Below are 22,638 nucleotides of genomic sequence, written 5' to 3' on the forward strand. Positions count from 1 at the left end.
AGTACCGTGCCCTACACGCCAGCGATCGATCTCGACGACATAATCGCCATCGACGTCCACACTCACGTGGAAGCCGATGACGCTCACCATTGCTCGCTCGATCAAGAGTTGCTCGACGCCTCGTCGAAGTATTTCAAACCAGGCGTCAACCGAACTCCGACTGTCGACGACCTGGCCGCGTACTACCGCGAGCGAAAAATGGCGGCCGTGGTGTTCACCGTCGACGCGCGAACAGCGCTCGGTCATCCGCCGGTCTCCAGTGAGGAGATCGCAGCCAGGGCTGCAGAACATGCAGACGTCCTGATCCCGTTCGGCTCGGTCGACCCGCACAACGTTCCCGAGGCCGTGGCTCGAATCGAGATTCTCGCGCGAGACTACGGCGTTCGTGGGATGAAGTTTCACCCGAGCCTGCAGGATTTCGAGCCGAACGATCGCCAGTACTACCCGATCTACGAGGCCTGTGCCGAGCACGGGCTCGTGGCACTGTTCCACACCGGTCAATCCGGAATCGGAGCAGGACTTCCGGGCGGTCGAGGAATCAAGTTGAGGTATTCGGATCCGATGTTGCTCGACGACATTGCGGCGGACTTCCCGACACTGACCATGATTTTCGCGCACCCATCGGTGCCGTGGGTCGATTCGTCGATCTCCATCGCGACACACAAAGCGAACGTCTACATCGACTTGTCGGGCTGGTCGCCCAAGTACTTCCCGCCTCAGCTCGTGCGCAACATCAATTCTCTGCTCAAACACAAGGCGCTGTTCGGCTCGGACTTTCCGGTGCTCACGCCGGACCGATGGATCAAGGACTTCGCCGAGCTGGGCATCAAGGATGAGGTTGTGCCGTTGATCATGAAGGAGAACGCAATCGGAGTCCTCGGGTTGGCCGAGAAGTGACGCCGACGCTGTCGACACGTTTTGTCGCCCACCTGTCGGTCGATGTCGGTGAACCCGTTGCCCTCGGTGACACACCCGAGGGACGGAGGCGGCTCGTCCCGATCCTCGGCGGACACGTCCAAGGGCCCGAGCTGAGCGGACGCGTCGTCGGCGGCGGCGTCGACATCCAAGTGCAGCGAACGGAGACGCGCACCGAGGTCGATGCGACCTACGCGATCGAAACAGACGACGGCGACACCGTGTTCGTGCGCAACGGCGGAATCCGGGTCGCCAGTGTGGAGGACACGATGTCTCTCTCCCAGGGTGTTCCGGTACCTGCGGAGCGCGTTTACTTCAGAACGGCTCCGCATCTGTCGACGACCAGCGGCAGGTTGGCGTGGATCAACGACCGAACATTCGTCGGACGCGGAGAGCGGTTCCCGGTGACCGTCGAACTCGATGTGTTCGTTGTGGAGTAGTCGCTCAACAGCAGTGCCCACCCACCTTCGGTGTCTCAGGTGCCAGGTCGAGCATCGCGTTGCCGTCGAAGAAGCCCGTCGGCTCGAGCGTGACGGGGCTTTCGAACGTGTCCAGTAGTCCTCTTTCGAGGACTACTGGACACACTCGTCCGTTGCTAGCGTCAGCTCGGTCAGGTGCTGCAACTTATTCGACGGGCAAAGGATTCGTGGTGTCCACTCTTCTTTCAGGCAAAGTCGCCGTCATCACCGGAGCCGCGAGTGGCATCGGACGGGGTATCGCATCTCGGTTCGTCGACGAGGGCGCGCAGATCGTTCTCACCGACATCGACGACGATTCCGGAGCTGCCCTGGCTGCAGAGCTCGGGGAGCACGCCGTCTATGCACACGTCGATGTCACCACCGAGTCCGACATCGCCGCGGCAGTCGCTTTGGCTGCAGATACTTTCGGATCGCTGGACATCATGGTGAACAACGCTGGTGCACAGGGCGACCCGTCATCGATCATCGACGCAGATCCCGATGGATTCGACCGCACCGCAGCTCTCCTGACACGATCGGTGTTGCTCGGACACAAGCATGCTGCGCGCCGGTTCATCGCCCAAGGAACTCCAGGCAGCATCATCTCCACGGCCAGTGCTGCAGCGATTCAAGGTGGGTGGAGCACCGTCGGATACACCGCAGCCAAGCATGCCGTCGTAGGGCTGGTGCGACAGGCCGCCGCGGAACTGGGCCCCAGCGGGATTCGATCGAACGCCATCGCGCCCGGAATCATCATGACTCCCATCATGGCCCGCACGTTCGGCGTCGAGCCCGCGAAATCCGAGCAGTTCACGGACTTCCTGGCCGCGCGACTCGGACCCGGACAGCCCTCGCGTCGGGTCGGGTTTCCCGACGACATTGCCTCGGTCGCTACCTTCCTCGCCAGCGACATGGCGGCCTACGTCAACGGCACCGTCATCCCGGTCGACGGCGGCGCAACCACGGTGACACTCGGAACGTTCGCAACCGACGTCGTAGCTGCTGCAGCAGAGTTTGCCGCGTCACAGCCATGACCAGCCAAATGGCGAGTTCGTCGGGAGTGGAGTCGGACGAGCACGAGTCATCGACAATCCATGTGTGCCTCGACGTGTCCGCGGCGGCGGACACTGAAGACCACGTGTGGCTCACGGGATCTCCGCCGGCCGAGACCGTGTTCATTCGAGCCGACGACCTCGGCCAAGCCCAGTCGATGCGCACGCGGATACGACGTGAACCCGGAACCGAGGGAGAAGATGCGACGAGTGTTGCCGTCGTTCTCGAGTTGGAAACGCACATCGCCGAGGACGCACGCACGGCACGAAAGGAATTGGCTTCGTCCTCGACCGGCGCAACCAAGACGGTTCGTTACGTCGGAACGTCGAGCGGGCTGGCCGGCCTCGTCGCCGATATCGAAGCCGCGTCCGTTGCGGATGCTGTACTGATCATCCCGGTGGTTTCTTCGCGTCGTCAGGCCGTGTGCAACCGCATCTCAGCAGAGTTGGTCCCGCTGCTGAGGCGCATGGTGTAGGAGGCCGAAGTCGGTCAACCGCCTAAGGATGACCATGGCCCATACCAAACGATATTCATTTAAGGTTTGGTATGGTTGCATGATGGCCAATGATTCGAACAGCGGCCTGGCCGCCGTCGAGTACGAAAATCGGCCATGGCAATCGTCGGCCGCTGCTGCCTCCAGGACACAGCGCAAGTTGCATGCAGGTGACTACAGGGCTGCAGTGCCCCCGCGGATCGCCGATCTAGAACTCCGACTCACCGATGAAGTCGCGGCCGAATCCGAGGACGCGCTGCGCGAAATAGTGCGATTCGACGAGTACGCATCGCAGCGTCTCGGCTCGTCGACCGAGTTGGCGCCGATGAGTTCGATCTTGCTCAGATCCGAGAGTGCGGCCTCGTCGCAGATCGAAAACCTCACGGTCGCCGCGCGGTCCCTTGCGCTGGCCGAGCTGGGCTCACCCACCAGTCGCAACGCATCGATCGTCAGTGGCAACGTACGTGCGATGGAGGCCGCACTGGCAGCGAGTTCGACGGTGTCTGCCGGATCGGTACTGGCCATGCACAGGGCACTGATGGAGCCTGCGGGCGATCCCGGCGCAGGGCAATGGCGAACTCAGCAGGTCTGGATCGGTGGCTCCGATTTCGGGCCCCACCACGCCGCCTTCGTTCCGCCGCATCACGATCGACTCGAGGACTGTCTGGACGACCTCTTCGTGTTCGCGTCGAGAGCTGATCTCCCCGTCCTTCCTCAGGTGGCCGTCGCACACGCGCAGTTCGAGACCATCCACCCGTTCACCGACGGCAACGGACGTACCGGCAGGTCGTTGGTACATACAATGCTCCGTCGGGCAGACGTGGTCGAACGCGTCACAGTTCCGCTGTCCGCGGGTCTGCTGGCCGATACTGCGTCGTATTTTGCGAGTCTCGACTTGTACCGACAGGGCGATGTCGAACCGATCGTTCGCCGGCTGAATGCCGCGGCGTTCGCAGCTGTATCCAACGGAAGGATGCTGGTCGAGGAACTGGCCGATGTGCGAGACCGGTTCGGCGCCGGCGTGGTTGCGCGTCGTGAATCGGTTGTGTGGAGCCTCCTCGACGCTCTGATAGCACAACCGGTAATCGACAACGCCTTCGTGCGGAGGACATTCGGTGTCAGCGACATGGCGGCTCAGCGGGCCATCGATCGACTCGTCGGCGCGGAAGTTCTCCATCAGACCTCGAAGGGGCGACGAAACCGCGTCTGGCAAGCGGACGAGATCCTCGATGCCCTCGACCGTTTCGCCGAGCGCACGCGTCGAGGACGGCGATGAACTGCGCTGCATTCCCGAGCGGCCCCAGTAGATGGACGATGCGTCGGTTGGTCACGCGAACGGCGAACTGTGCCCGGTTGTCGACGGGTTTGCTGTCCAGTGGTCTGCGGATTCCGCCCGGCGGGGCTACCCCCTGGGGGTATATGTTGCTATCGTCGATGGCATGCAGTCAGTCGGCTTCCGTGGACGGGGCGCAGCCTCGACTGGACTTCTGATTGCCCTGGTGGTGTTCGGGGTGCTGCTGATGCATTCTGTGACGCCGGTTCTGTCGGCGTCTGGATCGATGATCGGCGATCATGGCTCGATGGTGGCGTCGGACGCCGTCGACGGCTCGGTTCCTGTCGCATTCGGCGAGCATGACTGCCCGTCGGCGCATCAGATGATGCACCCCTGCATGGGCACCACGGTGTCGTGGTCTGCGCTGACCGACCCGGCGACGAGCGGTGAGATCGACCTGTCGCCGATATCGACGGAGTGGCGCCACATGCGCGTCGACTCGACTCAGGAGCGAGCTCCTCCGTGGACATTGTGGGAGTTGGACAAATCGGTGACCTTGCGAGTGTGACAGGGAGCCCGGTCGACGAGCGTCTACCGGCGGATCTGATTCCCTGTTCTACTCACTCTTGCAAGGAGTTTCACATGCATACCAAGATTGCCGCCTCGATCGCCGCTGCCACCGTCGGCGCGTTCCTGCTGAGCGGCTGTAGTGACACCTCGACCGATTCGTCGATGGACGGGCATTCGATGACGTCGATGTCGTCCGCGCCTATGTCGTCGATGCCGGCGAGTGCGTCGGCTCAGTTCAACGATGCCGACGTGATGTTCGCGCGGATGATGTACCCACACCACGCACAGGCAGTCGAGATGGCGGAGTTGGTGCAAGGCCGTAGCGACAACCCGGACGTGCAGGCGTTGGCGTCGGCGATCGCTGCCGCGCAGCAGCCCGAGATGGACCAGCTGACGAGCTGGCTGGCCGAGTGGGGTCAGCCCGCACCCTCGGGGGACATGGGCACCATGGGCGGCATGGATCACGGCTCGGGCATGGGCATGATGACCCAACTGGACATGGATGCCTTGGCCGGCCTGACGGGTGCGGAGTTCGATCGGCAGTGGTTGACGATGATGATCGCTCACCACACCGGTGCGATCGACATGGCGCAAGCCGAGATCGCGAACGGATCCAACCCGGACGCGCAGCAGATGGCCCGCACGATCGTCGACACGCAGCAGCAAGAAATCGACACCATGCAGCAACTGCTGGGCTGATCTGAAGTTCTGTCCAACGAAGGGCCGCATCCTCATTCACTTCGACGGGGATGCGGCCCTTCGCTGCGCGTCCCACTGCACAGTGGAACCGTTCGGGCGTGGCTCGAATCATGCATCGTCGCTCCAAGGTCTGTTCGTACTACCGTCGCTAAACGGTATTCCCTTCCTGCCGTAGGTCGACGTCGCACATGACCGGTTCGAGACGATTCATTCAGCGCACGCGTCGGACGACGAGGTAGTGCTGGTCGGTCGACGACCAAGGCGAGTATCGTCGGATGCAGGTTCAAGAGTGGCAGTCACGCGGTACCTGGCCGACTGTCCGGCAACCCCGTCTCCATCGACAGGGGTGCCCCAGGGGAAGAACCGGCTCGACCAACGACCGTCGGCGAGCAAGTCGATGGAGGTACCGAACCTCCGGGACGAGGTGAATCATGTCTGATCCATACGGACTTGCTGAGGCACAAGCGAAGTGGAACCCGATCCCGCCGGAACGCAGGCGACGGTGGTGCCGAACCCTGCTCGACTACCCGCCGATCTGGTACGGGACCTTCGCGATGATCGCGACGCGGCAACACATCCTCGACGGTGGCTACACCAACATCGACGCGTGGATCGATCTTGCCAAGAGGGCGGAAGCTGTTGGCTTCACTCCCGAGACGTGGCTGATCTTTCGGCAAAGTCTTCAGCGTGAGTACCTGATCGAGGACTTCCCGTCTCACCCGGCGAACCGTCCGAAACGGCTCGGCAACGGCGGGATCGAGTCCCTCGTCGTCGACCCGGAGGATTTCGCCGACTGGCCATGGATGTACGAGGCAGGGTATCGAGCATCCGAGTCGACAGTCAGATCCCTCGCACGACCGGCCGACCTGTAGGTCACCGCACTGCGGTCAAGTGGAACCGTTTCGATGGTCGATGCGTCTAACCTGTTGATCGACGTGATCGAGGGGGTCGGGTGCGTAGACGGATAGCGACGCTGGTGGCTTTGTTGGCTCTCCTTGCCGGATGCGGTGGGGGTGTCGAGGGCAGTCCCGTGGCTGCTGAACGTTGGGATCCGTGCAGCATTACGCCAGAAGCAATCGCTGCAACGGGCTTGAATCCGGAGTATCGCGATGAGGGGTGGGGCAAGGGGATCGAGGTTCCGGATTGGTCTAGTTGTACTTTTCACGCATTAGGAGGGGTCAACTCGCCATATGGGTTGAGCGTGCTGTCTTCGACGGACCATACGATCGCTGAGGCTCGGGCAAAATCGACCAACTTGGATGGCCGCGATCTGTTCATCGGCGGGCGCGACGCCTACATGTTCAGGACTGAGTTCGGTGACGCTATCCGAGATTGCCAGATTGCGATCGAGGTGCCCCGCGGGGTAGTTGTCTTCAACGCTCTGTACAACAAGGACGACGGAGTGGATGCATGCGAAGTCGTCCTGCAGCACGTCAACGATTTGGAGTCTGCGGTTCCGGCCGCAGCCAAATAGGAGGTCATCGTGAGTGGTCCTGGCGAACCGACAACGTACTGGCAGGCACTTGCGGTCGCGGCCGATCAAGGGCATTTGTTTCTGAACGAAGAAGCGGCACAGCAATGTTACACAGCCTGCGACACATACATTCAGAGGTTGAGAATCCACCAGGAGAAAGCACGTGTGCTAAGCAACGTCAGCGGCTGGGGTGACTTCGACATGGGCCTTCAACTGCAGGACATTTTTGCCAAAAAGGCTGTGGGAGGGGAGAACAACATGGTCGACGTGTTGCAGAGTCATATCGACGTCGTCGAAGAAATGAAGGTTGTCTTCAACAAGTTCTTCACTTCGACCCATGACGTCGACAAGGCAAATGCCGCAGGAATTGAGGTCGAAGGGCCGAGATAGCGGCAGTTGGCGCGGACGCGCAGAGATGATCGTGGCCTAACGCTCGTACTCCGATTTCTCGCACAGGATGCAACGTGAGCGAGTAGCGACAGGGTGTGCGAGAGACGATCTGTGTCGACCTACCGGCATTGCCGTCTCCATCGACTGGGGTGCCCCAAGGGCAGAACCGGCTCGTTAACGATCGTCTTCGAACTGATCGATGAGAGAGAACCCCCCGGCCGACCTGTTGGTGGCGCCTGACTGGAACCATTTCGATGGTTGTTGCGTCTAACCTGTTGATCGACGTGATCGGGGGGGTCGGGTGCGTAGACGGATAGCGACGCTGGTGGCTTTGGTGACGCTGCTTGCCGGATGTAGTGGGGGTGTCGAGGGCAGTCCCGTGGCGGCTAAGCGTTGGGATCCGTGCAGCATCACTCCAGAAGCAATCGCTGCAACGGGCTTGGATCCGGAGTATCGCGATGAGGGGTGGGGTACAGGGATTGTCGTTCCAGATTGGAGTCGATGTGTGTTCCACGCACCAGGCGGTACGGCCTATCCCTACGGTCTGGACGTCACATCGAGCGACAAGTTCACGATCGCAGACGCACGCGCTCGCGAAGGTAACCTGAGCGTTCGCGAACTCCAAGTGGGCGGAAGAGACGCGCATATGTATACGACGGAGACGGGCAAGTCCGTTCGCGACTGCAACATTGCGCTAGAGGTGTCCACCGGCGTCGTGGTATTCACAGTGGTCTATCACGCGGCGGACGGAGTGGATGCTTGCCAGGTCGTACTGCAGCACGTTAACGATCTGGAATCTGCAATACCTGCCACGCCGAAGTAGGGGAGATATGGGTAATCCGGGCGAAATTTCGACGTACTGGCAGGCGCTAGCTGTAGCTGCTGACAACCACCAGCTTTATTTGAATGCGGAAGCGGCGCAGGCCTGCTCTGCGGCTTGCGACTAGTACATCCTTAAATTGAGACATCACCAAGAGACCGCCACGGCGCTTGCTCGGGTCAGCGGCTGGGGTGACTTCGATATGGGCCTTCAACTGCAGGACATTTTTGCCAAAAAGGCTGTGGGCGGGGAGAACAACATGGTCGACGTGTTGCAGAGTCATATCGACGTCGTCGAAGAAATGAAGGTTGTCTTCGATAAGTTTTTCACTTCGACGAATGAAATGGATGCTGCGAATGCCGGCGATATTCAGATCGAGGCACCGAGGTAGCGATATGGGTGGTCGCCCGGCTCATTGCCTCACCGAGACAGCATGTTTGGTGGCGAGGCTTAGAGTCGACGGTTGTAAGCCATCAGCGACAAAGGCGCGAAGATCGCGATGAAAGCCGCCATCCACAGGAGTGTGTACACCAGAGGTTCGCCGACAGGTCCTCCCATCATCAAGCCGCGAACTGCGTCCACCAGGTGTCCGACGGGGTTCCATGAGGCGACGGTCTGCATCCACCCGGGCATCGTTTCGACTGGAACGAAGATGTTGCTGGCAAAGGCAAGCGGAATGATCAATACAGCGCCTAGACCTTGGACTGCCTGTGGATCTTTGATCGCCAGGGCGAGCAGTATCAGTGCCCACGACACCGACAGAGCAAACAAGAGTGCGAGCCCGCACCCGGCGAGCACCGACCACGCGTCGGTCTCGAACCTCACGCCCAGCAGGAGACCGAAACCGATCAGCGCAGCGAGCGACACGATCTGTCGTACGATATCGCTGCCGATTGCTCCGATGAGGGGCGCGACGCGTGCTATCGGGAGACTGCCGAAGCGATCGAAGATGCCTTCGGAGAGGTCCGTGCTCAGCGAGACTCCGACGCCCATAGTGGCAAGCAGTGTCATCATTCCCAGGATGCCGGGAAACACGTACTGCAGGTACTCGCTTGTGTCGCCCGAGATGGCGCCGCCGAACACGTAGCCGAAGAGTACGAGGAAAATTGCAGGGCCGATGACGACGTCTGCGAGCCCGGCAGGATTGCGGCGGATCTTTACGATTCCGCGCCACGACAGCGACGCCGACTGCGTGACAACCTGTCCGAATCCGACACGCTTTTTTAGCGCTGCGCTTGTCCCGGGGAACGCTGTACTGGTCATGGCGCTGAGTCCTTCTCGTTTTTTCCTACGGTGGTACTCGCGCGATGCCCGGTAAGTGTGAGGAACACATCGTCGAGACTGGGGAGGCGCAGCGAGAGCTCGCTGATTTCGATGGATGCGTCGTCAAGGGTCCGGACGATCGCAGGCATGGCCTGTCCATCGGATACGGCGGCACTGAGTTGCCCGCACTTGACATCTACTACCGGTGCGGCGTCGAGGATGCTCCGAATTAGTGTCGTCGCCTCGTCGAGCTGCCCTGGATTGCTCAGGTGAAGATCGAGTGTTTGGCTGCCCATGCGCCGTTTCAGGTTCTCGGGCGTCCCGTGTGCGACGACGTTTCCAGCGTCGATGACAACGATGTCGTTGGCCAGGTGGTCCACTTCTTCGAGATACTGCGTGGTGAGAAGCACGGTCGAACCTTGCGTAGCGAGCCTGCGAACCATGGTCCAGGTCTCGCCTCTACGCACCGGATCGAGCCCGGTCGTCGGTTCGTCGAGAAAGACGACAGCTGCGTCGCCCATGACGCTCGCCGCGAGATCGAGCCGTCTGCGCATCCCGCCTGAGTAGGTCTTCGCGGGTCTTGCTGCTGCTGCGGCGAGGCCGGCCTCCTCGATCAGTTCGGATGCACGACTTCGGGCCTGGCTACGAGACATCCCCAGCAGTCGGCCGATCATGACGAGGTTTTGGTAGCCGCTGAGGTCTTTGTCCACCGATGCGTACTGGCCGGTGACCCCGATCAGTTGTCGCACTAGATGGGCATCGTGGACGGTGTCGTGACCGCAGATCCGGGCAGTGCCCGCATCGGGTTTCATCAAGGTTGCGAGGATCCGTACTGTCGTGGTCTTGCCCGATCCGTTCGGGCCGAGAAGTCCCAGTACGGTTCCGGACTCCGCGGACAGATCGATACCGTCGAGTGCGGTCGTGTCATTGAAACGTTTGACGAGGCCGCTGACCTCGATCGTCGGCTTGTTTCGAAATTCGGCCATCCGCTGTCTTCGTCTGGCGTCCTCAGCATGCGCTCTGCGCTGGGCAGCACAATCTTCTTCGGTGCCGATATGCGCTTTCGCAGCAGCAAGGTAGGTCTCGGGCGTATCTGTCCAGAGGTAAATTCGGTCGATGATGTGTTGGCCACCCCTCGGCGGCAGACCGGGGAGGGTTATCGTGGTCGGTCTTTCCAGCTCGATCTTTATGTTTGTCCGGTCGCTGATGGCCATCACGAGAGATCGGCCCCCGCGGTCGTCGATCACGCTGGGAGTCTTGGGTTTGTGGTTGTGGCTCTTGACTCCTACGGAATAGATATCGACCCACTCGACGTGCGCGTCCATATCCAGCCCGTCTCGGACTCGGATGCCCTCGCTTCCGATCGTGTGTGGCCGCATGAAATGCGCACAGATGAGCCCGGTCAGCCAGATCAGCCCCCAGACCCCGATGACGAGCAGTGGAATTCTAATCCAGATCCACTGCTGCACAAGTAGATCGACGACGACGATCTCCACCGCAGAAAGTGCAACGATCACGATGAGGAGAGGCATGCTCTCGGCGTGATAGCGAAAACCTTGTGCGTCGTGCGCTTTCCAGGGTCTGCTTGTCATCGCACGCACGATGCTCGAGTAGATGATCCTTTCGATCCCCGCGCTCCGATTCACCAGAGCTCGGAAGCCGTTGAACTTTTCCAGTTCTTTTCCGGCAGTGCTCATCGATCGTCCTTCTCATCAGGTTGTGTCGAGTTCGTCAGCTCGGCAAGGCGGGTGACGATCGCGTCGATGCCGTTTTCCAGACCGGCCCAATCCTCAGGCTCGACCGCGCTACGTAGTTCAGCCTCGAGATGTGCGTGTTCCGCCTGCATGCGGGTCATCGCCGCTTCGCCTTTCGACGTGAGGGTCACCAACACGGCACGGCGATCGGACGGGTGCGCACTGCGCTCGATGTATCCGTGTGTTTCCAGTGCATCCACGAGGCCGGAAACGTTGCGGGCTGTCACGGACAATGCTTGCGCCAGGGACCGCTGAGTCGACGGACCGCGAAGCGACAGCACCCACATGACTGCCACCCGGGACTCGGTGAGAGGCGTATCGGCAAAGGCCCGAGTCATGTCCTGTTGAAACATGTTGGTGATGGCGAGGAGCTTGTCGACGATCGAGGAGTACATATCGGTACCTTAGTACATTAAGAAGCAAGGTAACAATGTTGTCGAACTTTCAGCATTCGTCGTCGACGTCGATAGCGCTGAAAAACGGTGCCGTTCGATGGCCGCGATCGATAGCCTGCGCCCCGGTCGCGGGTTTCACCACCGGTTCACAACGTCCGCCGGATCCTGCTCCGACCGAAAGCGATTTTGCGGCGACGAGGCGTGTCAGCCAGTAGATTCACCGAATGCGGCCTCTGCGGTACTCCATCAACGTCTCGCTCGACGGCTGCGTCGACCACAACTTCGCGCGCCCGTCCGAGGATCTGCACCTGCACGCTGCGCAGAGCATCGCTCGTGCTGATGCATTGCTGTTCGGAAGGACGACGTACGAAATGATGGAATCGGCGTGGAGACGACCCTCACCCGACATGCCGGAGTGGACAACGCCGTTTGCGCAGAGCATCAGCGAAAGCAGAAAATACGTCGTCACGAGCACGCTGACGTCGGTGGACTGGAACGCTGAGATAGTCGACGGTGACATCGAGGAAACCGTCCGGCGACTCAAGAACGAGCCGGGTAACGGCATGTTCACCGGCGGGGTGCAACTGCCACTCGCACTCGCCGACATGGGACTGATCGACGAATACGAGTTCGTCGTTCACCCTGTTGTGGTCGGTCGAGGGCCGACCCTGTTCGCCGGGCTGGCGGAGCGCGTCGAACTCGAGCTCGTCGGGCGGGAGGAGTTCAGTCACGGCGTCGTCGCGTCGCGGTATATCCCAGCCGATCAGTCTCTGTCGAGGTAGAACTCCGCAATTTCGGTTGCCACCGCCGCGGCTGCGCGAGCGAGGTCGGAATCGACACTCACGGCAGTCGAGTCACTCAGTGCGTCGGCGAGCGTGGCTCCGCGCAGGTCACGCGACTGCACTAGCTCCCACGCATACTCCATCACCCGAACCGACGTCGCGAAGTCCAGACCCGGCACGTTCGATCGAAGGGCGGTGGCGGCCCAGTCCGCGTCGAACGTCCCGCGGGGTGGCCCGAACACTCGCTCGCCGGACGAGTAACTCTGAGGTTCCATACCCACCGATGGTATCCGTCGGACAGTGGAACCGATTCACAACTCGTTGCGTCTGAATCTGTAGGACCGGTTTTCACACCGGAGCAGGGGAGGACGTTTCGTGAAAATTCCGTCAGATTATCCACCGGTGCTGTATGTGCCGTGCGCAGAACAAGTTTCGGACCCGTCGGATGCACGTGTGTTGATCAATGACACGCGCGACGGCAGGTCTGCGCTTCTGGTCTACTCGGCACTCGATCGTTTGCACACGTGCATGGGCAGGGACCAGCCGTGGATCGTGGTTCCGATCACCTTTCTGCCTGCGATCGAAGAGGTCGCCCACTTCGATCTGGTGCTGCTCGACGTCGTCGTGCCGGATAAGGCGCGTGCATCATGAGCATCGTCGTCGATCACGAGGAAATCCGTCTGCAGGCGGGGTACGTGCGGGACGCTGCGACGAGAGTCGACGAGATCGCACCGTCGATTCCCGGTGCCGTCGACGGCGGTGTGGGCACCGCCGCGATACTGGGAATTCTGAGCAACTTCGTGGCCTCCACCGGTGAGCTGGTCTCGGGACTAGCAGGCCTGAACGTGACTCTGAACGAGTGCGCCACCAGGTACGCCGAGCAGGACATCGTCGCAGCCGACGAGATCAACGTCGCGGCATGGGCGGAATAGAACATGAGCATAGACACCCACATCGACGGTGATCCGGAGTCAGTCCGCCAACTATCGCGATGGCTGCGTGAACAGCTAGCGCCCGTCTTGGACGATGCGGAAGACAAGGTGTTCGCCGCGCGCAACCGAATCGACGGCGCCTGGGACGGCCCTGCCTCCGACGCGGCGATGCCGAAGCTGACTCGAGCCGCCGAAGGCGCGGAGAAGATCGCTGTGGCGGCTCGTGATCACGCCCAGCAGATCGACAATTTCGCGGCCGGCCTGCAGAAGGCACAGTCCATGATGGCTGATGCGCGCCGCAATGCCGCAGCAGCCGGCCTGACGATCAGCAGCGACGCGATCGACGATCCGCTGTCGGGGGACCTGTCTGCTGCGTACGGTCAGGCGACCAGAGCTGCCGAGGAGTCTCGCTCGGTCGAGCGTGAAGCAGCAGAAGCGCTCGTTGGAGTCTGGACCAACCCCTACGTCGATTGGTTCTTTCTGGCAACCGAAGTGGTCGACGCGGCCGCGATGTCTGTCGTCGACGTCCAGACGTGGGCGATGAAGAACAAAGCAGCTTGGCTGGATGCGGAGTCGACCAAATATTTCGACCTGGCACGCAACGCGTCCGAAGGAACCCCGTCATCGGTGATCTATCGAGACGTGGATTACGCGCGTACCACTGCGGCGCGAGCGGCAGTGCTGACCGAGGCAGCAGAAGACCTCACCAAAACCGCCGACAAACTTTCGGGGCGTATCGGCGGCGCTCTCGCTGTTGCCGGCGTCGCATGGGACATCCACAACGGGAAACCGGCCGATCAGGCAATCGTCTCCGCTGGCGCCGGCATCGCTGCTTCGGCTGCTGCCGGCGCGGTGATTGGTTCTTTCATTCCGGTCCCTGTACTCGGGACGCTGACGGGTGCAGCGGCAGGCGCAATCGCCGGAATCTACGCATCTGGTGCCGTTGATTCGATGTACGAGACAGGAATTGGAAGTGTCGATCAGGCGATTACAGGTGGCGAAGAGGCATTGGCGGAGACAGGAAGGTCGATCGGTGAACTGGCAACCGGAGCGTGGGACGCCCTCTCCTGATTCCACCGTGCAACCGTTTGTCTACAAACGGAAACCGCGAACAAAAATGATTGTGTCCAGTGCCGTGGGCTTGTCGGCCGCTGCACTTCTCGTATACGGCGCACTGTCGATTTCGTCGGGTGATGGCCGAGATGCAGCCCAATTCGCCCTGACCGCTGCGCTTTGCCTTGTCCTAGGTACTACCAGCCCGTGGTTCAACCAGAACTCGTCGAAGGTCGGACCGGCTGTACTACACCGCGTCCACGGCTCCACCATCCGGTACGAGCGGTGGGGATTGTTCTGGAGAAGCGCTCTCATCGGCGCGTTCGCGCTCTTGATGTGGCTTAGCCTGTGGTTTCTGACTCCGCTGTTCCTTACCTTCTACGGGGCCTTGGCATGGCGTTCGGTCCGCAACGGGTGGGTGGAACTGGATGCCGACGGAGTACGACACCGAGGATGGTCGTTCGACATGAGGGCATCGTGGGACTCCCTGCACACCGTACGGATAGAAGACCGCATTTCGATGACGTCACAAGGGTGGGTCACTATCACCCACCAGTGTGTATCGCTCAAACCGGACATTGTTCTCTCGGGATACAAACGAGATACCGCGTGGTTCTGGCGAATCGAGAAACGACCGATCATAACGATGGATCTCGACTGCCGGCGTTTCGACGTCCACCCAGTAGTCCTGCAGGCATGGATCGCCTTCTATCTGCAAAATCCCAAGATGCGGTTCGAGCTCGGGACCGATGCTGCGGCGCAGCGACTGGCGTCCATAACGCCGTGAACAGTGGGCGGGGCACGCCACGAGCGCGACGAGTGTCCGAGTCCTGAGGTACCTTGCGACGATGAGGTGGAACCCGTTCGATAGACGGTCGGCAGACATTCGGGCCATCGACGACACCTTGGTCGGTCTCGACGCCAAGGCTGCCGCGAAACAACCTGACCTTGTGCGCGAGGCACTGAAAGCATGGCGTGGATCGGCGGTGGCGGATCCAAGTTCCCCGCGACGGGAGAAAGTTCGCAAGATCGTCGATCGAGATCGCGGTGTCGATCACCTCGGGGCCGAGCACGCCGAGTTGCTTGCTCTCCGGTCGGCCACCCGCGGCAAGGTAGTCCACGCGGTGGTCGTTCTTGCAGCCGAGATTTCGTCGTTGAGCGCGTGGACGTCGCTGGACACCGCCCACCGCATTGTCCGCATCGACTTGGTCTCGGAGGTGACTTCTGTCGCTTGGAGCGCAGGCAAGCTCGAAGCCGCATTCGTGCGGCTCGGCCCCAAACCGACAAACCACCTTGCCGACGACGCCGAAGTGCAGAAGATCTACCAAGAGCGCATCGACGCTTTGGCGGATCGTCAGCGAACACTGATCGCCCGACTCACGGCGTTACGGTCCTATCTCGACGGGCTCGTCGAAATCGACCGAGAACTTCAGAAAGTCCGCTGGATCGAGAACCACGGCACCCCCGACGACGGCGAATACGAAACCCGCGAAGGCGATGAGCTGGGCTCGCTACACCTCAACGCCGCCCGGGACATGTTCTACGAGACCACCGACCGCATCGGCGCCCAACTGCGTCACGCCGTCGAGCAATTGGATCGCCGGGTCTGAGCGCTCGAATCAGACAGGTACGAACGGTTCGTACTCACGAGACCGAATCCAGAGGGGAGCGCCGGCGGGCAGCGAAGCGTAAACGCCGCCTGCGGCAGACCGCGTCCGATCATGGAGAAGAGGCACGCGGGTCGTGGCCGCGATGGCGAGCAGATCCGATCGTGGTCGGCGCAGCGCTCGATCTACATGTGCGCGAACGGGTACGCTCGCCGACTTGGCAAGGTTGCAGGCAGCATCCGCTGCGACGAGATTCGCGACGCCGTCGATGGGAATTCGCGACCACGGGAGCACATGGTCGATGTGTGCTCCGGGCCCGAGCTTGCTGTCGCAGTAGAAACAGCGGTTGCCCTGGAGGTCACGCAGAGGGCCGTTCAGTGTGGTCAGTGCTTCCCGCGATGTGCCGAACAAGAACCCGTCTATCACCTCGACGTCCAGCGAAACTTGGTTCATGCGAACGACATCGGCCACCCACGCGTTCTTCACGAACGATCGGAGCAGAACCGACGTGTCGCGAAGCGCGCGAGGGACCCCGCTCCGTAGAACGACGTGACCGCGTTCCACGAGGTGCGTCCTGCTCATCTTCTTGTGAAACCCGCGCGCGTCGAACACGAAATCGTCGTTCGCAATGTCATTGTTGCGGCCGGCCGGAGTGTGAAAGTGCGTCAACGGTTGCCGAGCGACCGTGAGCTCCACGTCGCGGACAAGCGCGACGTAATGCTCGTCCTCGACTTCCCGTGCAGCCTCGGCCGTGGTGAACGCGGTCGAGGCTTTGTACCGAGCGACCAGCACCGGGATAGTCCGGCCGGAAGACTTGTTCTGACTGAGAACAATCCGTTCGTCGTACGCCCGTACCTGTGGCCAGTAATAGGCAATGATGCGGTGCGCCAATTCTTGGACAGGGACTGCGAGCGTTCCGTTATGCGCAGCTTCGTTCTCGACGCACACGTCGATCAACGCCATGAGCGTCGCGAGCTTGTACGTCGATTCACGCCGACCGGTATCCACCAACTCGACCAAACGCTGCACGAACGCGATGGTGTCGAAGGAAGGAACCATCATAGTGCCGAACCTATCTCGTAGTCAGCCACTTCCGTCCGTCGCGACAGCTCAACCCTGGAACGGGTAGGGCTGGTTGGGCTGAGGGGCGGGGTACTGGCCCGGCTGGAACGGCTGGGTGGGGAAGTGCCCGTGCGTGCCGAACTGGTGGCCGTTGAGGTAGGCCTGGTTCTGGGCGTTCGCGCTGTCGATCAGACGCTGCTGTTCCTGACGCGCGGCGAGTTTCTTCGCTTCCTGATTCCGGTAGACCTTGATGCCGATCCACACCGCAGCCACGACAATCAGAATCCACGGATTGGCACCGATGAAACCGATGCCGAATAGCACCAGAATCGCCGTCAGAATCGGATGGCGACGCGGCCAGGACCGCTGCGGAACTACGTAGCCGACGTGAGTGGTCTGGTGGATGTTGATGGTGCCGTAGTTGGGGCTGTTGTGGAACTGATTGTTCATGGGTTTCTCTTCTCGAGAGGCAGGGTGGGTCAAGTGCTGTGCACTGTGCCAGACGGGTACGACACAGTTGGTCGGTTTTGCTGTCAGGTCCGTTACAGCTGTCGGGCGAAGTGGAACCGATCAAGGAAGCAGTGCGTCTAATCTGGTAGCCGTACTCGACGGAGGGGGACCGTGTGCGCAGATGGATTGTGGCCGTGATTGCGGCGTCTGCCCTGCTTGGGGGGTGTGTGAGGGAGGTCTCGCCGCAGGCGGTGGCCGAGCCGACCCGATGGGATCCGTGCACTTTCACCCCTGAGCAGATCGGGGATACCGGCTTGGATCCGGACCACCGAGACGTCGGCTGGGGGCGAGGCATCGTCGTGCCGGATTGGGATATTTGCCGGTTCCGGCCAGTTGGTGTCGATGTGCCTTACGTGTTCGTTGTGAAGTCGTCCCTGAACCGCACTGTCGATGAGGCGCGCAGCGACTCGGGGAATCTCGATGGACTCGATACCGAATTGGACGGACGAGATGCATTCCAGTACAGGACCGATGTTGCGCGTTCGATCATCGACTGCAACCTCGCTGTCGATCTGTCATCGGGGATAGTCGTCTTCTCGGTCGATTACTTGCATGTTGGTGATGGTGTGGATCCTTGCCCGATACTGCACCGCCACGTCGACGATCTGAAAGTTGCGCTACCGAGCGCTTAGCGAACAGGACCGAAAATGAGCAACGACGCTGCGCCTTTGACGTATTGGCAGTCCCTCGCGGTGGCCGCCGATGCCGGTGACCTTTACCTGAACCAGGATGCGGCGAGGGCATGCAGTGCGTCCTGCGATGAGTACATCAGGAAACTCGTCGGACACCGAGACAAAGCGAAGCAACTCGGCGATGTCACCGGCTGGGGTGATTTCGATATGGGCAAAAAGATCGCGCAGGTGTTTTCGCAGAAGGCTGTTGGAGGGGAGAACAATATGGTCGATGTTCTCGAGGGCCATATCGAGGTCGTCCGGCAGATGCAGGCGGTGTTCAAAAAGTTCTTCACCGACACCGTTGCTCGGGACGAGGAGACTGCGTCGAGTTTCGAGGGTCCGCGGTAGCTGCGGACCCTCGAACCTCAATCGACGCCTTCGTTCGCCTGCGCCTACGACCAGTTCCGAGCGAAAGTGGGGTTCAGTCAGTCGGACTGACCGAACGGGCCGTTCGCTCCGGAGAAAGTGCCGGGTGGAGGCACTTCGTTCGCCTGCGCCCACGGCCAGCTCCGAGCGAAAGTGGGGTTCAGTCAGTCAGACTGATCAAACGGGCCGTTCGCTCCGGAGAAATTGCCGGGGTGGAGGCACTTCGTTCGCCTGCGCCCACGGCCAGCTCCGAGCGAAAGTGGCGTTCAGTCAGTCAGACTGACCAAACGGCCCGTTCGCTCCGAAAAAAGTGCAGTGCAAAGGTTCAGCCCAGTTCGATGACGTTCAAAGCGCCGTCGGCGTGGGAGCTTCGCAGACGCTTCTTGTCGTACTTGCCGACGCTGGTCTTGGGAACTTCGTCGATGAAGGTCCAGCGTTCGGGCAACTGCCAGTGAGCAACTCGACCGTCGAGGAATTCGCGCAACTCCTCGGCCGCGACCTTTTCGCCGTCGCGCACCACGACGGCGACCAGAGGACGCTCGTCCCACTTCTGGTCGGGAACTCCGATGACCGCGGCCTCCCGCACGGCCGGATGCTCCATGACGTGGTTCTCCAGTTCCACCGATGAGATCCATTCGCCACCGGACTTGATGATGTCCTTGGATCTGTCCGTCAGCGTCAGGTAACCGCCGGGGGAGATGGTGCCGACATCGCCGGTCCGGAGCCAGCCGTCGTCGAACTTGTCGTGCGCGTCGTTGCGGTAGTAACTGCCGGTGATCCACGGCCCCCGCACCTGAAGTTCGCCGACCTGCTTGCCGTCCCAGGGCAGTTCCTTTCCGCTGTCGTCGACGAGGCGAGCGCGAACCGCAGCGATGAAACGCCCCTGCGTGCAACGGAGATCGAATTCTTCCTCCGCCGACAGTCCGACATCGGGTCGTCCCGAGGTGCCGACGGGCGAGGTCTCCGTCATGCCCCACGCCTGCGTGATGTGTATCCCGTACTTCTCGTGGAAGGCGCGCATCAGCGAAGGCGGGCAGGCACTTCCGCCGACGAGGACATCTCGCAGGCTCGACAGGTCGGCCGGATGCTCGTCGAGATGAACAAGCAGCGCCTGCCAGATCGTCGGGACCGCGGCAGCAGCCGTCGGACGCAACGTCGACATCATCTCGGCAAGGGGAGTGGGCTGCAGAAACCTGTCCGGCATGATCAACGACGCCCCGACCATCAACGCGGCGTACGGCAACCCCCACGACATCGCGTGGAACATCGGCACGATCGCCAGCACCTTGTCCGACTGCGCGAGGCCCATCGCGTCGGACATGCACGCCTGCATGGAATGCAGCCAGATGGAACGGTGCGAGTACACCACGCCCTTCGGATCACCGGTGGTTCCGGACGTGTAACACATTGCTGCAGCGGATCGTTCGTCGAGCTCCGGCCAGTCGAACTCCTCCGGGCGGCCTTCGAGGAGGGCCTCGTAGGCGAGCACTTCGATCCCGTCGGGCGCGTCGACTTCAGCAGGATCGACGCCGACGACGACGAGGTGACGCACCGTCGGCATCGTCGGGAGCAAAGGCGTCAGAAGCGGCAGGAGGCTGGCGTCGGCGATGATCACCTGGTCCTCGGCGTGGTTCACGATATAGGTGAGCTGCTCGGGGAAGAGACGAATGTTCAGCGTGTGCAGCACCGCGCCCATCGCGGGAACGGCCATGTACGCCTCCATGTGAGGCGCGTTGTTCCACATGAACGTGGCGACCCTCTGGTCGTCGTCGATCCCGATCGACCGGAGCCCATGAGCGAGCTGCGCCGCCCGCTTGCCCAGATGCTCGAACGTGACGGTCGACGGACCGTGCTCGCTCCAGGTCGTGACCTCCGCTGCCGGGTGAATCGACGTCCCGAACCGAACGAGCTGGCCGATCGACAACGGGGTGTCCTGCATGGTGCTCTTCATGAACGTTCCACTCCCAATCATTCCGTGCGCTGTGTGCCGCGCGTCACACTTGCACAATACGGACTACCGCCGAGTGCACCCGCAGAATCGGCAGGGACTCGAGCCGTCGGCAACGAACCGATCAGCGCGTACGTTGGCATCCATGACCGCTTCGTTCCTCGCGCTCGGCGACCAGCCGTTCGTCTCGCTCACCACGTTCCGCAGATCCGGCGAGCCGGTCTCGACGCCGGTGTGGATCGGCCGCGACGGGGACGAACTGATCGTGCTCACCCCGACCGACAGCGGCAAGGTCAAACGAATCAGGAACTCGGGACGCGTCGAACTCCGCCCGTGCAACCGGCGAGGAAAGGTAGCCGACGACGCCGTCGCGCACACCGGTACCGCGCGCATCGTCACCGACGAGCCCGCGCGCCGTGCAACCGAACTGATTCGAAGGAAGTACGGCGTCGAATTTCGGATCGTGATGCTGATCGAGCGGGTGGTCGCGCGTGGACGCAAGCCCCGGGTGATTCTTGCCATCGAAGGCGGGTGAATTCTCACCGAACTCGTCGCGCACGGGACTGGTTTCGAGACACCATCTCCAGCATGACGATCTTCGATACCGACGTCCTGGTGGTGGGAGCCGGCCCAGTCGGGCTGGTTCTCGCCGTCGACCTCGCTCGCCGCGGCACACGAGTGCGCGTCATCGACCGCCGCACCGAACCCACCGATGAATCCCGCGCCGTCGTCGTTCATTCTCGAAGCCTGGAAATGATGGATGCTTTGGGCGTCGTCGACGACATCGTGGGATCGGGACGTACGACAGTGGGCGTGCACTTCCACGCCGACGGAAAGTTGTTGGCGCAGATTCCGCTGGACACCGTCGACAGCGCCTACCCGTTCACGGTGACCACGGCACAGACGGAAACCGAAGCCGTCTTGACGAGGCGGCTGCTCGACCTAGGGGTCGAGATCCAGCGCGGGGCAGAGCTGACCGACTTCGTTCAGGACGACGATGGGGTGCGGGCAACGGTCGGGGACGCGACCGTGGCGTGCCGATACCTCGTGGGGTGCGACGGGGCGTCGAGCACCGTTCGTCATCACCTCGGTCTGAAGCTGCAGGGCTCGTTCGTGGGTGAGCGCTTCCTGATGGGCGACGTCGACGCCACCTACCCGTTCGATACGAGCGCGATGCACATCTTCGCGTCCGCCGGGTCGGGCCCGGCGATGCTGTTTCCGATGGTCGGCGACCGTGTCCGCGTCATCGCAGCGATCGACGCATCCGAGTCCGGGCGGGCGCCGTCGTTGGACTGGTTGCAGCGCGTGTGCACTCAGCGAGGACTCGGCGTGCGCCTGCGCTCGCCCCGGTGGCTGACGACGTTCGAGATCCATCACGCTCAGGTGCCGAGGTACCGAACCGGCAGGGTTTTCCTCGCCGGCGACGCCGCGCACGTGCACAGTCCCGCTGGCGGGCAGGGCATGAACACCGGGATGCAGGACGCGTTCAACCTCGGCTGGAAGCTCGCGGCGGCGACGAGAGGGAACGCGTCGGAACTGCTCCTCGACAGCTACCACGACGAGCGTCATCCCGTCGCCGCTCACGTCATCGCCGAGACGACGACCTTGACCACCGCTGCCACCGTCGAATCCAAAGTCGTTCGGACCGTGCGCAACAAGGTGCTGCGTATCGTTGCGGGAACCAAGTTCGCACAGCACCGCATCGCCGACGAGATGGAGGAATTCACCGTCGCCTACCACGGCAGCCCGATCGTGCGGCAAGGCGTGCACGGGCACGTGGCACCTGGTGACGCGGCGCCGCCGGTCGCCGGAACCGAGTTGTGGCACAGCCTCGCTCGGGCACATCGGGAGCATCCGAACGACCATCTCCTGATCGCCGGCACCCCCTCGATGTCGGTGCCCGGCACGACTCCTGTCGTCGTCGACGATCCCGAGCGCAAGATCGCGCAGCGGTACGGGCTCAAGACACCCGACGGTGTGGTTCTCGTGCGGCCCGACGGCTACGTCGGCGCCATCTCGCCTCTAGGCGACCGTGCGCCGATCGACGCCGCGCTGGCCCTGCTCTGAACAGCGGGCGACTGCCTCAGAGATCCCTCAATCTCGGCCGGTACGGTGACGCCCGGTAGCGTCGGGCGGAGATCGGGAGT

At 61.8% G+C, this 22,638-nt stretch carries 29 protein-coding genes and 1 riboswitch; of the genes, 22 read left to right on the forward strand and 7 right to left on the reverse strand.

What is annotated here, in order from left to right:
- Positions 1-24 precede the first annotated feature (24 nt).
- The 12 genes from CH293_RS18685 to CH293_RS18740 all read left to right on the forward strand — a co-directional run bounded on the left by CH293_RS18685 (position 25) and on the right by CH293_RS18740 (position 8,536).
- A complete protein-coding gene (locus CH293_RS18685; protein ID WP_094721185.1) occupies positions 25-897 on the forward strand; it encodes an amidohydrolase family protein in 873 nt (290 codons plus the stop codon).
- Positions 894-1,355, forward strand: coding sequence for a DUF3237 domain-containing protein (locus CH293_RS18690; protein ID WP_037105177.1), 462 nt, complete (start codon positions 894-896; stop codon positions 1,353-1,355). Before CH293_RS18685 ends, CH293_RS18690 begins: the two co-directional genes overlap by 4 nt.
- Positions 1,356-1,564: 209 nt before the next feature.
- The gene (locus CH293_RS18695) at positions 1,565-2,407 is read left to right on the forward strand and encodes an SDR family NAD(P)-dependent oxidoreductase (protein WP_255122908.1); all 843 of its coding nucleotides are present in this window, start codon (positions 1,565-1,567) and stop codon (positions 2,405-2,407) included.
- On the forward strand, positions 2,404-2,901 hold the full coding sequence (locus CH293_RS18700; protein WP_094721101.1) for a hypothetical protein: 498 nt from the start codon (positions 2,404-2,406) through the stop codon (positions 2,899-2,901). The genes CH293_RS18695 and CH293_RS18700 overlap by 4 nt, the downstream gene beginning before the upstream one ends.
- A gap of 82 nt (positions 2,902-2,983) precedes the next feature.
- Positions 2,984-4,195, forward strand: coding sequence for a Fic family protein (locus CH293_RS18705; protein ID WP_094721186.1), 1,212 nt, complete (start codon positions 2,984-2,986; stop codon positions 4,193-4,195).
- Positions 4,196-4,358: 163 nt separating this feature from the next.
- The gene (locus CH293_RS18710; RefSeq protein ID WP_094721102.1) at positions 4,359-4,760 is read left to right on the forward strand and encodes a DUF6153 family protein; all 402 of its coding nucleotides are present in this window, start codon (positions 4,359-4,361) and stop codon (positions 4,758-4,760) included.
- Between the two features lie 74 nt (positions 4,761-4,834).
- Entirely contained in the window at positions 4,835-5,461 is a 627-nt protein-coding gene (locus CH293_RS18715; protein ID WP_094721104.1) for a DUF305 domain-containing protein, read from the forward strand.
- Positions 5,462-5,742: 281 nt separating this feature from the next.
- A riboswitch (SAM riboswitch) is annotated at positions 5,743-5,863 on the forward strand.
- 29 nt (positions 5,864-5,892) lie between these two features.
- Positions 5,893-6,333 carry a hypothetical protein gene (locus tag CH293_RS18720; RefSeq protein WP_020112955.1) on the forward strand — a complete coding sequence of 147 codons (441 nt, stop codon included), beginning with the start codon at positions 5,893-5,895 and terminating at the stop codon, positions 6,331-6,333.
- A gap of 158 nt (positions 6,334-6,491) precedes the next feature.
- Entirely contained in the window at positions 6,492-6,935 is a 444-nt protein-coding gene (locus tag CH293_RS18725; RefSeq protein WP_230595465.1) for a DUF3558 family protein, read from the forward strand.
- Positions 6,936-6,944: 9 nt separating this feature from the next.
- The gene (locus CH293_RS18730) at positions 6,945-7,325 is read left to right on the forward strand and encodes a hypothetical protein (protein WP_037138784.1); all 381 of its coding nucleotides are present in this window, start codon (positions 6,945-6,947) and stop codon (positions 7,323-7,325) included.
- 379 nt (positions 7,326-7,704) lie between these two features.
- Entirely contained in the window at positions 7,705-8,148 is a 444-nt protein-coding gene (locus tag CH293_RS18735; RefSeq protein ID WP_255122917.1) for a DUF3558 family protein, read from the forward strand.
- Between the two features lie 136 nt (positions 8,149-8,284).
- Positions 8,285-8,536 carry a hypothetical protein gene (locus tag CH293_RS18740; RefSeq protein WP_255122909.1) on the forward strand — a complete coding sequence of 84 codons (252 nt, stop codon included), beginning with the start codon at positions 8,285-8,287 and terminating at the stop codon, positions 8,534-8,536.
- 59 nt (positions 8,537-8,595) lie between these two features.
- Here CH293_RS18740 and CH293_RS18745 read toward each other — a convergent pair whose 3' ends face one another.
- From CH293_RS18745 to CH293_RS18755, 3 genes are read right to left on the reverse strand one after another with little or no spacing between them, the layout of a single operon-like run.
- Positions 8,596-9,408, reverse strand: a complete 813-nt coding sequence (locus CH293_RS18745; RefSeq protein ID WP_094721105.1) for an ABC transporter permease — start codon at positions 9,406-9,408, stop codon at positions 8,596-8,598.
- Positions 9,405-11,105 carry an ATP-binding cassette domain-containing protein gene (locus CH293_RS28805; protein ID WP_369597570.1) on the reverse strand — a complete coding sequence of 567 codons (1,701 nt, stop codon included), beginning with the start codon at positions 11,103-11,105 and terminating at the stop codon, positions 9,405-9,407. Before CH293_RS28805 ends, CH293_RS18745 begins: the two co-directional genes overlap by 4 nt.
- A complete protein-coding gene (locus CH293_RS18755; protein ID WP_094721106.1) occupies positions 11,102-11,557 on the reverse strand; it encodes a MarR family winged helix-turn-helix transcriptional regulator in 456 nt (151 codons plus the stop codon). Before CH293_RS18755 ends, CH293_RS28805 begins: the two co-directional genes overlap by 4 nt.
- A gap of 224 nt (positions 11,558-11,781) precedes the next feature.
- Here CH293_RS18755 and CH293_RS18760 point away from each other — a divergent pair, with 224 nt between their 5' ends.
- A complete protein-coding gene (locus tag CH293_RS18760; protein WP_094721107.1) occupies positions 11,782-12,339 on the forward strand; it encodes a dihydrofolate reductase family protein in 558 nt (185 codons plus the stop codon).
- Here CH293_RS18760 and CH293_RS18765 read toward each other — a convergent pair.
- Positions 12,321-12,614, reverse strand: a complete 294-nt coding sequence (locus CH293_RS18765; protein WP_019666748.1) for a hypothetical protein — start codon at positions 12,612-12,614, stop codon at positions 12,321-12,323. The genes CH293_RS18760 and CH293_RS18765 overlap by 19 nt on opposite strands.
- Positions 12,615-12,714: 100 nt before the next feature.
- Between CH293_RS18765 and CH293_RS18770 the strand changes: the two genes are divergently transcribed.
- The 5 genes from CH293_RS18770 (at position 12,715) to CH293_RS18790 (ending at position 15,934) form a co-directional block, all read left to right on the forward strand.
- Positions 12,715-12,990 carry an SAV_915 family protein gene (locus CH293_RS18770; protein ID WP_230620828.1) on the forward strand — a complete coding sequence of 92 codons (276 nt, stop codon included), beginning with the start codon at positions 12,715-12,717 and terminating at the stop codon, positions 12,988-12,990.
- Positions 12,987-13,271 (forward strand): hypothetical protein, encoded by a 285-nt coding sequence (locus CH293_RS18775; RefSeq protein WP_037105204.1) that lies wholly within the window; start codon positions 12,987-12,989, stop codon positions 13,269-13,271. Before CH293_RS18770 ends, CH293_RS18775 begins: the two co-directional genes overlap by 4 nt.
- 3 nt (positions 13,272-13,274) lie before the next feature.
- On the forward strand, positions 13,275-14,342 hold the full coding sequence (locus tag CH293_RS18780; RefSeq protein WP_094721108.1) for a hypothetical protein: 1,068 nt from the start codon (positions 13,275-13,277) through the stop codon (positions 14,340-14,342).
- Positions 14,343-14,388: 46 nt separating this feature from the next.
- Complete coding sequence (locus CH293_RS18785; RefSeq protein WP_019666744.1) at positions 14,389-15,111, forward strand: hypothetical protein; 723 nt, start codon at positions 14,389-14,391, stop codon at positions 15,109-15,111.
- Positions 15,112-15,172: 61 nt separating this feature from the next.
- The gene (locus CH293_RS18790; protein WP_094721110.1) at positions 15,173-15,934 is read left to right on the forward strand and encodes a hypothetical protein; all 762 of its coding nucleotides are present in this window, start codon (positions 15,173-15,175) and stop codon (positions 15,932-15,934) included.
- Between the two features lie 9 nt (positions 15,935-15,943).
- Here CH293_RS18790 and CH293_RS18795 read toward each other — a convergent pair whose 3' ends face one another.
- Positions 15,944-16,993 carry an HNH endonuclease gene (locus tag CH293_RS18795; protein WP_094721111.1) on the reverse strand — a complete coding sequence of 350 codons (1,050 nt, stop codon included), beginning with the start codon at positions 16,991-16,993 and terminating at the stop codon, positions 15,944-15,946.
- A 48-nt stretch (positions 16,994-17,041) separates the two neighbouring features.
- Positions 17,042-17,443, reverse strand: coding sequence for a hypothetical protein (locus CH293_RS18800; RefSeq protein WP_037105215.1), 402 nt, complete (start codon positions 17,441-17,443; stop codon positions 17,042-17,044).
- A gap of 251 nt (positions 17,444-17,694) precedes the next feature.
- Between CH293_RS18800 and CH293_RS18805 the strand changes: the two genes are divergently transcribed.
- Complete coding sequence (locus CH293_RS18805; RefSeq protein WP_094721189.1) at positions 17,695-18,135, forward strand: DUF3558 family protein; 441 nt, start codon at positions 17,695-17,697, stop codon at positions 18,133-18,135.
- A 15-nt stretch (positions 18,136-18,150) separates the two neighbouring features.
- Positions 18,151-18,525, forward strand: coding sequence for a hypothetical protein (locus tag CH293_RS18810; RefSeq protein WP_094721112.1), 375 nt, complete (start codon positions 18,151-18,153; stop codon positions 18,523-18,525).
- 343 nt (positions 18,526-18,868) lie between these two features.
- Here the strand turns inward: CH293_RS18810 and CH293_RS18815 are convergent, their stop codons facing one another.
- On the reverse strand, positions 18,869-20,494 hold the full coding sequence (locus CH293_RS18815) for a long-chain fatty acid--CoA ligase (protein WP_094721114.1): 1,626 nt from the start codon (positions 20,492-20,494) through the stop codon (positions 18,869-18,871).
- A 142-nt stretch (positions 20,495-20,636) separates the two neighbouring features.
- On the opposite strand from CH293_RS18815, the gene CH293_RS18820 reads away from it, so the two are divergent.
- Complete coding sequence (locus CH293_RS18820; RefSeq protein ID WP_094721190.1) at positions 20,637-21,026, forward strand: PPOX class F420-dependent oxidoreductase; 390 nt, start codon at positions 20,637-20,639, stop codon at positions 21,024-21,026.
- 53 nt (positions 21,027-21,079) lie between these two features.
- Entirely contained in the window at positions 21,080-22,558 is a 1,479-nt protein-coding gene (locus CH293_RS18825) for an FAD-dependent oxidoreductase (protein ID WP_255122910.1), read from the forward strand.
- Positions 22,559-22,638 lie beyond the last annotated feature (80 nt).

The organism is Rhodococcus sp. 14-2470-1b (assembly GCF_002259415.1).
Lineage (GTDB): Bacteria > Actinomycetota > Actinomycetes > Mycobacteriales > Mycobacteriaceae > Rhodococcoides.